The following is an 8,672-nucleotide window of genomic DNA, read 5'->3' on the forward strand; positions in this document are numbered from 1 at the left end:
CGCGAAGCAGGGCGGCACCTGGGTGACGCTGATCACCGGTGACCGGGTACGGGTCGACGCCGAGGGCAACGCCGTGCTGATCGACCGCGGGCCCGGCCGCGGCGAGATACCGGTACGCACCTTCGAGTCGAAGGGCCACACGTACGTCGTACCGCGCGACGCCACCGCGCTCGTCGCCGACGGCACGCTGGATCGCCGGCTGTTCGACGTCACGCTCCAGTCCCGCCCCGAGTACGTGCGCCAGCAGCGCGCGGGCCTGAAGCTCATCGTCGACTACCGGGGCGAGAGCCCCGCCGCGCAGAACAGGCTGCACGCCGCCGACGGCACCGACGTCGAGCACCGCTTCCCGCGGCTCAACGCCGAGGCCGTCACCACCGCCAAGGGCGAGGCCGCCGCGGCCTGGAAGGCGCTGACCCGCGCGCAGGGCGGCGACAGCGCCGCCGAGCCGCTGGCCGCCGAGTCCGGCGTCAGGCGCGTCTGGCTGGACGGCGTGCGCCGCGCCAGCCTGGACGTCAGCGTGCCGCAGATCGGCGCCCCGGCCGCCTGGGACGCGGGCTACAAGGGCGACGGCGTGAAGATCGCCGTGCTCGACACCGGCGTCGACGAGACGCACCCGGACCTCTCCGGCCAGGTCGTCGCCAGCGAGAACTTCACCCCCGCCGCCGACGACGAGGACCGCTACGGCCACGGCACCCACGTGGCCTCCATCGCGGCCGGTACGGGCGCGAAGTCGGGCGGCAAGTTCACCGGCGTGGCGCCGGAGGCGAAGCTGCTCGCCGGCAAGGTGCTCGACGACGACGGCTACGGCGACGACTCCGGCATCCTCGCCGGCTTCGAGTGGGCCGTCGGCCAGGACGCCGACATCGTCAACCTCAGCCTCGGCGGCGGCGACACCCCCGAGGTCGACCCGCTGGAGGAGGCCGTCAACCGGATCTCCGCCGACGAGGGCGTGCTGTTCGCCGTCGCCGCCGGCAACGAGGGCTCCGGCAGCCACACCATCTCCTCGCCCGGCTCCGCCGACGCCGCGCTCACCGTGGGCGCCGTCGGCCCGAACGGCGGCCTGGCGGGCTTCTCGTCGCGCGGCCCGCGGATCGGCGACAGCGCGGTCAAGCCCGACGTCACCGCCCCCGGCGTGGCGATCACCGCGGCCGCCGCGCCCGGCAGCGTCATCGACCAGGAGGTCGGCCAGAACCCCGAGGGGTATCTGACGATCGACGGTACGTCCATGGCGACGCCGCACGTCGCGGGCGCCGCCGCGCTGCTCAAGCAGCAGCACCGCGACTGGACCGGCGGCCAGTTGAAGGCCGCGCTGTCCGCGTCCGCCAAGCCCGCTGCCAAGCGCGGCGCGTTCGGCCAGGGCGCCGGGCTCATCGCCTCGGACCAGGCCGTCGGGCAGTCGGTGGTCAGCGAGCCGGCCTCGCTGAGCTTCGGCAAGCAGCAGTGGCCGCACGGCGACGACGAGCCGGTGACGAAGTCCGTCACGTACCGGAACCTGGGCGACGAGGACGTGACGCTGTCGCTGGCGACGTCCACCGTGCAGCCCGGCGGCGCGGCCGCGCCCGCGGGGATGTTCAGCCTGGGCGCCGATGAGGTCACGGTCCCGGCCGGCGGTACGGCCGAGGTGCCGGTGACCGCCGACACCACGCTCGGCGGGGACGTCGACGGCGCGTACTCGGTGTACGTCACGGCGACCGGCGGCGGCCAGAGCGTGGTCACCCCGGGCGGCGTGGAGCGCGAGGGCGAGACGTACGACGTCACCTTCGAGTTCGTGGGCCGCGACGGGCAGCCGACGACGGACGGCGAGGCGTTCCTGACCGGCATGGAGGAGCACAACTGGGAGGTCTGGGAGAACGTCGGCGGCGAGACCAGCGCCACCGTGCGCGTGCCGAAGGGCCGCTACGTGGCCAACGGTGACGTCGCGAAGTACGCCGGCGAGGACCTGACCGAGTACGACTGGATCAACCAGCCGCGCCTGGACGTCACCGGCGACACGACCGTGAAGATCGACGCGCGCACCGCGAAGCCGGTCGACGTCACCGTGCCGGACACGGACGCGGAGCGGACGAGCGTCGACCTCAGCGTGGACGTCAGCACCGACGCGATGGGCATGGGCATCAGCGCCTTCCTCGGCGGCGGTGCCGACGTCCGCACCGCGCACCTCGGCCCGGCCACCGCGGCCGGCGAGCTGTACCAGCAGGTGCAGGTGTACTTCCGCGGCGACGCGCGCACCGAGTACCAGACCGTCTACAGCGACGCCAACCGCACCACCGCCTGGACCGGCATCAAGCGGGCCACCCCGCAGAGCGAGCTGGCCGCGCTCGACCTCACGCTCGGCTCCTCGGCCGAGGGCCGGCAGGGCTGGGTGTGGGCGCTGCCGTTCATCGCCGGCGGCACGGGCGCCACGGCCACCGCACGGGACCTGCCGTACGAGGGCAAGCTGTACGTCCGCGGCGGCGACCGCATCGCGTGGGAGCTGGAGTACTGGCAGCTCGGCGACGACTGGGAGGACATCGCGTACACCACGCCGGGGCGCAACTACGCCGGCGGCAGCACGTACAAGGAGTCCTTCAACGCCGCCGTGGTCGGCCCGATCCTGACCAAGGACATCGGCGTCTACCGCGAGGGCAACACGATCGACACCCTCGTGCCGATCTACCTCGACGACCCCGCCCACGGCGGCTACTCGCTGTACGAGAACGCCGACACCACGCTGTACCGCAACGGCGAGAAGGTGGCGTCGGTCGCCGACATCCCGATCGGCGCGCAGTTCACGGTGCCGGCGGGCAGCGCCGACTACCAGCTCACCACCTCCTCCACCCGCCCGGCCACGGTCGCGCGGACGTCCACGAAGGTGACCGCCACCTGGACCTTCTCCTCCGCCAGGACCGACAGCATGAAGAAGCTGCCGGTCTCTGTGGTGCGCTACTCGCCGACGCTGTCGGCGGCGAGCAGCTCCAACGCGGGGGCGACGAAGACGGTGCCGGTCAAGGTGCTGGGCTCGGCGGCGGGCAGCAACCTCAAGTCGCTGACCGTGTGGGTCTCCACCGACCGGGGTGCGACCTGGAAGGAACTGCCCGTGCGGGACGGCAAGGTGACCGTGGTCAACCCGGCCGCGGGCAAGACCGTGTCGTTCAAGGCGAAGGCCGTGGACAAGCAGGGCAACAGCGTCCAGCAGCGGATCTTCGACGCCTACCGGGCGCGCTGATCGCGAACGGCCCGTACCGTACGTGAACGGTCGCTGACCCGCCCGTACGGCAGCACGGAGAACGGCCCCCGGTCCGGAGACGGATCGGGGGCCGTTCGCCGTACGGGTCCTCAGGCCGCCGTGCGTACGAGCTTGCGCCGCGGCGCCGCCCGCTCCGCCGCCAGCGACGCGAACAGCTCCTCCCACCGCGGATGCACCGCCTCCGGCGCGTACTTCCGCGACTTGGCGAGCGCCGCCGTGCCCATGTCCGCGCGCATGCCCTCGTCGTCCATCATCTGCCCCATGGCCACCGCGAGCGCGTCGACGTTCTTCGGCGGCACCAGCAGCCCCTCGCGGCCGTCGGTGAGGACGTCCGCGGGGCCGGTCGGGCAGTCGTAGCTGACCACCGGCAGGCCGTGCGTCATCGACTCGATCATCACCATCGGCAGCCCCTCGAAGCGCGAACTCAGCACGAACATCGACGCCTTGGCCAGCTCGTCGTCCAGCCGCGGCGTGAAGCCCATGAGGAAGGCGCTGTTGTAGACGTGGTGCCGTTCGATGAGCCGGCGCAGCTGCGGCTCCTTGTCGCCGGTGCCGAAGATCCGCAGCTGCCAGTCCGGCCGGGTGGCGGCGGCCTGGGCGAACGCCGGGATGAGGTAGTCGAAGCCCTTCTGGTTCTTCAGCCTGCCGGCGGCGATCGCGATGCGGTTCGCGTACGTCGACTGCCGCTTGGCGCCGGTGTGGACGGCGTTGGGGATGCACACGACGCGGGTGCCGGGCAGCAGCCGCGCGTACTCGTCGCGGTCCCGCTCGGTGAGCACGGCGACGGCGTCGAAGCGGTCGTAGAGGCGGACGATCGCGGCGCGCACGTCGGGGTGGTGGGTGGCCAGGTTCATGTGCTCCTGGCCGACCCGGACGACGTCGGTGCTGGCGTGCTGCGCGGCGAGGATGTTGAGCGAGGGGCGGGTGGTGACCAGCACGCCGCCCCGCAGCCGCGCCATCCAGCGGATCACCTGCGTCTCCACGTCGCGGGTGAAGTGCTCGCGCGAGACCTCGCCGTTCGGTACGAACCGGGAGGGCCGGCCGCGGTTGCTGAACCGGGCGGTCCAGGCGTGCGGTTCGGGGGCGGCGGGGGCGCCGTAGGAGTCGACGATCGCGGTCACGCGCACCCGCCGGTCCAGCGGGAACCACGGCGACTCGCGGCGGCGCAGGACGCTGATCACCTCGACGTCGTGCCCGGCGGCGGCCATGGAGCCGGCCTGGTTGAACACCGTGCGGATGGTGCCGCCCTTGCCGTAGGCGTTGAGGAGCAGATAGCGGATCTTCACGAGAGCGTCCGGGAGAGGTCGTCGCGGAGCTGGCACGCGATGGAGAGGTTGTCGCGGACGGTGTAGTAGGGCTTCACCTGGATCTCGTCGGCGTCGGACGACACGGACTGCGCGGGGAACACCATGATGTTCTTCTTCTGCTCGATGTCGTCGAGGATCCGGCTGGCCTGGAGCCGTACGTCCCGGGTGTCCGCGCCCGCGGTGAGGTGGAGGTCCCACTTCGCGGGCAGCGCGATCCCGGACGGCGCCAGGTCGGCGACGGGCACGCTGACCTCGAAGTCCTGGCCGAGCACCGTCGCGGGGTAGTCGAGGCGGCGCTCGGGCGAGCCGGTCAGCGTGACGGCCAGCCGCCAGCGCGTGGCGCCGCCCCCGGCCGGGTCGGCGGGGAGGCCGTGCAGGCGGCCGACGATGCGGATGAGGCCGTCGCGCGGCCAGACCTCGGTGACCTCGGCGCGGGGGTCCCCGCCCGCCGCGCCGGGTGCCTCGGCGGGGGCGTCGAGGTAGCCCCACGCGGCGCTGATCTCGCGGAGCGCCTCGGGCACCTCCGCGGGTTCGGGAAGCGCGCGGCCCTCCTGTACGCGGCCGCTGCGGATCTTCTCCTTCCAGTCGCCGAGCCCCTTCGGCAGCTCGCCCTCCTCCCGGGTGCCGTAGTCGAGCATCTCCGGCTCGTACGCGATGCCGAGGAAGCCGCAGATGCTGCGGAGCACGCTCTCGGGGTCGGTGGTCAGGTCCTCGTAGCGCACGAGGTGGCCGGGCAGTTCGCGGCGGGCGCGTTCGGTGGCGCGGGTGTAGTGCAGGGCCTGGAGCGCGGCCTCGTCCGGGGTGCGCCGGGAGGGGTCGGCCTCGTACCAGGACTGGGCGATGGAGGCGGGGTGGCGCAGCAGGAAGACGAAGCGGGCGTCGGGCCAGCAGGTGGCGATGCGCTGGTAGGCGAAGGCGTTGTTCGGCGTCTTCTCGACCAGGACGTCCTTGCCGGAGCGGACCAGCTCGCGGTGGAGCACGCGGTCCCACAGCAGGTGTTCCAGGTCGCTGCGGTGCAGGTCCAGCTCGTTCATGGCCTCGACGGCCAGCTCGGTGCCGGCGCTGACCTCCAGCCGGCGTACGTGCAGCTCGTGGGGCGCGTGCAGGCGGGAGTGGCCGCCGAGGAGCATGCGCAGCAGGGTGGCGCCGGAGCGTACCGGGGTGATGAGGAAGACGGGCTGCCGGATCAGCCGGTCGACCTGCGGGTTCGCGGGCGGGCGGTAGTCGGGCCGGCGGCCGGGGCGCACGGCGGGGGCTGCGGCCTTGGTCTTCTTCCGGTGCGGCCGGGGGGCGCGCCGGATCTGGAGGCCGGTCAACCGGCCGAGTGCTCTGTTCAGTTGCCGCAGCATTGTCCACCCGTCCGTGCGAGAGGTGTTTCCGGCCCGGAGAACGACGGGGCGGGCGAAGGGTTGCGCTCGGGCGGATTCTTCAGACTTCCGTACCGGGGAACTGCGCCGGTGGGACGGGGGGCGGGGGTACGGGTTCACGCGCGGGGGGTTGACAGCGGCGCGGGCTTGCCCGACGGTGGGAGCGCTCCCATAGCTTCAAGCCTTGCACGCAGTACGCACGTTGCACGTACGCCGCAGGGCCGTGCCCAGCGCCCGGCCCGCGCGCGTCGATCCGAGGGCACTCCCCCACGTGCCGCGCACGCACGCAAAGCCCCGGTGGCGGGAGACGCCTTCCCGCTGCATCCCGCCACCGGTCCCGCTATCCGGAGAGGAGCACGAGAGCCGCGATGACAGCGCGAAGACACAGTGGTGGCAGCCCCGGCCGAAGCGACAGGCAGAGCGCCGGCAGGCAGAGCACGAGCGGCAGACGCAGCACCCGTACCCGTACCCGTACCCGAACGCGACGCGGACCCTGGCGCCCCGCGGCGATCCTCGCCGCGCTCGCCGTCGGCGCCGCCCTGGTGCTCACCGGCACTGCCGCGCCCGCCGCGGGCGCAGCCGCCCGCGTGGACAACCCGTACGCCGGCGCCACCCCGTACGTGAACCCCCAGTGGTCCGCGAAGGCCCGGGCCGACGGCGGCGCGGCCGTCGCCGACCAGCCCACCTTCGTCTGGATGGACCGGCGCGCCGCCATCGGCGGCGTCGGCGACGCCTGGGGCCTGGCACGCCACCTCGACGAGGCCCTGGCCCAGGGCGCCGACCTCTTCCAGGTCGTCATCTACAACCTGCCGGGCCGCGACTGCGCCGCGCTCGCCTCCAACGGCGAACTGGAGCCCGAGGAACTCGACGTCTACAAGTCCGAGTACATCGACCCGATCGCCGGCATCCTCGCGGACCCCAAGTACGCGAGCCTGCGCATCGTCACGATCATCGAGCCCGACTCGCTGCCGAACCTGGTCACCAACGCCGGCGGCACGGACGGCTCCACCGACGCCTGCGTACGGATGAAGGAACTCGGCAACTACGAGAAGGGCGTGGGCTACGCGCTGAGCACGCTGGCCGGCATCCCCAACGTCTACAACTACGTCGACGCCGCCCACCACGGCTGGCTCGGCTGGGACTCCAACCTCAACCCCGCCGTCGACGAGTTCAAGAAGGCCGCCACCTCCGAGGGCGCCACCGTCTCCGACGTGCACGGCTTCATCGTCAACACCGCCAATTACTCCGCCCTCCAGGAGCCGTACTTCGAGGTCACCGGCAACGTGGGCGGCACGCCGGTGCGGCAGGCGACGTGGGTCGACTGGAACCAGTACGTGGACGAGCTGTCCTACGCGCAGGCGCTGCGCGACCTGCTCGTCTCCCGAGGCGGCTTCGACCCCGGCATCGGCATGCTGATCGACACCTCCCGCAACGGCTGGGGCGGCCCCGACCGGCCCACCGCGGCCGGGCCCACCACCTCCGTGGACGCCTTCGTCGACGGCGGCCGCGTCGATCGGCGCATCCACGCCGGCAACTGGTGCAACCAGTCCGGCGCGGGACTCGGCGAACGGCCCGCCGCCGCACCCGAGTCGGGCATCGACGCCTACGTGTGGGCCAAGCCCCCGGGCGAGTCGGACGGCTCCAGCGAGCCCGTCGACAACGACGAGGGCAAGGGCTTCGACCGGATGTGCGACCCCACGTACGAGGGCAACCCGCGCAACGGCAATAACCCGCCCGGCGCCCTGCCCGACTCCCCGCTCGCCGGACACTGGTTCTCCGCGCAGTTCCGCGAGCTGGTCGCCCACGCCTACCCGCCGGTCGACGGCGGCCCCGGCCCCGGTGACGACACCCGGGCGCCGACCGTGCCCACCGGGCTCCGGGTGACCGGGACGACGGGCGCGAGCGCCTCCCTGGCGTGGACGGCGTCGAGCGACGACGTCGGTGTCACCGCGTACGACGTCTTCCGCGACGGCACCCAGGTCGGCTCGACGGCCGGCACCGCGTTCACGGACTCCGGGCTCGCGGCGGACACGTCGTACGCCTACGCCGTCCGCGCGCGCGACGCGGCGGGCAACGCCTCGGCGCGTACGCCGCCGGTGACCGCCACCACCGGCAGCGACGGCGGCGGGGGCGGGGCGGTCAGGGCGCAGTACAAGAACACCGACGCGGCCGTGACCGACAACCAGATCCGGATGGGCCTGCAACTCGTCAACACCGGCAGCACGCCGGTGGACCTGGCGACGGTCGAGGTCCGCTACTGGTTCAGCGGCGACTCGGGCGCGACGTCGTTCGCCACCTGGTGCGACTGGGCCGTCACCGGCTGCGGGAACGTCACGCACGGCGTGAGCGCGTCCGGGTCCGCGGCGCCGGGTGCGGACCGGTACCTGGAGGTGGGCTTCGCCTCCGGGACGCTGGCGCCGGGCGCGTCGACGGGCGAGATCCAGGTGCGGCTGGCGAAGAGCGACTGGTCGGCCTTCGACGAGTCGGACGACTACAGCCGCGCCGCGAACACCGCGTACGCGGACAACCCGCGTGTCGGCGTCTACCACTCCGGCACGCTCACCTGGGGCACCGCCCCCTGACGGGCGGGCGGACCCTCCCCCGCCCGCCCACCCCGGACCCCGCGTCCGGGCCCGACGCCCCCACCCGGCCCACCACCGGCGTGGGGGCGTCCCGCGCGGGCGGCTCCGCCTGTGGTCTGCGGCGCGCGGGTCGGCTCCCCGCCGCCGGGCCGCGCTTCCGCGCAGCGGCTGTACGGAGCGGGGCCGGGAC

The 8,672-nt window shown here is 73.3% G+C and carries 4 protein-coding genes; 2 read left to right on the forward strand and 2 right to left on the reverse strand.

Going from position 1 to position 8,672, the window contains the following annotated elements; translation table 11 throughout:
- A partial coding sequence (locus H5J30_RS10030; RefSeq protein WP_181787073.1) for a S8 family peptidase occupies window positions 1–3,205 on the forward strand: 3,205 nt, incomplete at its 5' end.
- 110 nt (window positions 3,206–3,315) lie between these two features.
- Here the strand turns inward: H5J30_RS10030 and H5J30_RS10035 are convergent.
- Entirely contained in the window at window positions 3,316–4,512 is a 1,197-nt protein-coding gene (locus H5J30_RS10035; RefSeq protein ID WP_181787074.1) for a glycosyltransferase family 4 protein, read from the reverse strand.
- The gene (locus H5J30_RS10040; RefSeq protein WP_181787075.1) at window positions 4,509–5,882 is read right to left on the reverse strand and encodes a sulfotransferase family protein; all 1,374 of its coding nucleotides are present in this window, start codon (window positions 5,880–5,882) and stop codon (window positions 4,509–4,511) included. Before H5J30_RS10040 ends, H5J30_RS10035 begins: the two co-directional genes overlap by 4 nt.
- 560 nt (window positions 5,883–6,442) lie before the next feature.
- Between H5J30_RS10040 and H5J30_RS10045 the strand changes: the two genes are divergently transcribed.
- Entirely contained in the window at window positions 6,443–8,482 is a 2,040-nt protein-coding gene (locus H5J30_RS10045; protein WP_181787076.1) for a glycoside hydrolase family 6 protein, read from the forward strand.
- Window positions 8,483–8,672 lie beyond the last annotated feature (190 nt).

Origin of the sequence: Streptomyces phytophilus (assembly GCF_013870535.1) — a bacterium.
GTDB classification, from domain to species: domain Bacteria; phylum Actinomycetota; class Actinomycetes; order Streptomycetales; family Streptomycetaceae; genus Streptomyces; species Streptomyces phytophilus.

Bases quoted from the DNA above. Each gene is read 5' to 3' on its own strand.
- H5J30_RS10040 (WP_181787075.1), bottom strand. From the start codon at position 5,882: ATGCTGCGGCAACTGAACAGAGCACTCGGCCGGTTGACCGGCCTCCAG.